Source organism: Enterobacter sp. GER_MD16_1505_Eko_090, from assembly GCF_003331015.1.
GTDB lineage: Bacteria > Pseudomonadota > Gammaproteobacteria > Enterobacterales > Enterobacteriaceae > Enterobacter > Enterobacter roggenkampii.
The window spans coordinates 1-1,331 of the sequence record NZ_PUQF01000063.1 but is presented as its reverse complement, the minus strand read 5'-3'; the positions used below and the strand labels follow the sequence as shown (position 1 = coordinate 1,331).

1 protein-coding gene is annotated in these 1,331 nt (G+C 53.7%); it reads right to left on the bottom strand.

What is annotated here, in order from left to right:
• Positions 1-11 precede the first annotated feature (11 nt).
• Positions 12-1,240 (bottom strand): IS3-like element ISEc36 family transposase gene (locus C6A40_RS24755; protein WP_193550756.1). Its coding sequence is split into 2 segments (ribosomal slippage): positions 12-925 and positions 925-1,240, totalling 1,230 coding nucleotides; the frame shifts between segments, so codons are not numbered across the junction.
• Positions 1,241-1,331 lie beyond the last annotated feature (91 nt).

The following is a 1,331-nucleotide window of genomic DNA, read 5'->3' as shown; positions in this document are numbered from 1 at the left end:
TGGATTGGCCCCTATATTTCCATACACTTTTTATCACTTAACCCATTACTGGTTCGCCGCCGCAGATATTCCCGTGGCGAACGATACCCCAGTGCACTATGCGGATGCCATTCGTTGTAATGTTCGAAGGCCTCCGCAAGGTTCTTTACCGCTGTTAACCCGTCGGGTTTCGGCATGATGCTGATGTAATCGCGCTTCATCGTTTTCACGAAGCTCTCTGCCATCCCGTTGCTTTCCGGGCTACGTACCGCCGTATGTTTAGGCTCCAGTCCTACCATTCTGGCGAACTGACGCGTCTGATAAGAACGGTAGGCTGAACCGTTGTCTGTCAGCCACTCAACTGGGGATGTCGGCAGGCTGTTACCGAAGCGACGCTCCACGGCACCCAGCATGACGTCCTGCACGGTTTCACTGTCATATCCACCGTTACTGGCCGCCCAGTAAAGTGCCTCGCGATCGCAACAGTCCAGAGCGAACGTGACCCGCAGTTTTTCACCGTTATCACAGCTGAACTCGAAGCCGTCAGAGCACCACCGCTGGTTACTTTCTCCAACGGCCACTTTCCCTGTATGCGCCCGCTTCGATGGCGGTATTTCCGGTTTACGCTCAAGCAGCAGCGCATTCTGACGCATGATGCGGTATACGCGTTTGGCATTGATCACCGCCATGTCGTCAGTTTCTGATTGTCTGCGCAACAGTGCCCATACCCGACGATAACCATAGGTGGGCAGATCGCCGATAACGGTATGGATACGGGCCAGCGCGTCAGTATCATCAGGCTTGCGCTTGCACCGACGATCCTGCCAGTCCTTCGACCGACGGGCTATGGCATGCAGTTGCGCACGTGAGACCCGGAGGCAACGACTGACAAGGCTTATTCGCCATCCTCCGGTAACAAGGGCACGTGCGCTATCCACTTTTTTTGTCGGCCATATTCAACGGCTTCTTTTAGCAGCTCGTTTTCCATGGTTTTCTTGCCCAACAGGCGCTGCAGCTCTTTAATTTGCTTCATCGCAGATGCCAGCTCCGACGCGGGCACAACCTGTTCTCCTGCGGCAACGGCTGTAAGGCTGCCTTCCTGATACTGCTTACGCCACAGGAACAGCTGACTGGCAGCAACGCCATGCTGACGGGCGACCAGCGACACGGTCATTCCGGGCTCAAAACTCTGCTGAACAATGGTGATTTTTTCCTGAACACTTCGCCGTCTGCGCTTCTCTGGACCTAAAACATCAATCATTCGGACTCCAACGACTAGTCTAAAAACTAGTATTAAGACTATCACTAACTTAAGTGATACCAACTGTCTGGAGATTCATGGGGCCAGTCTA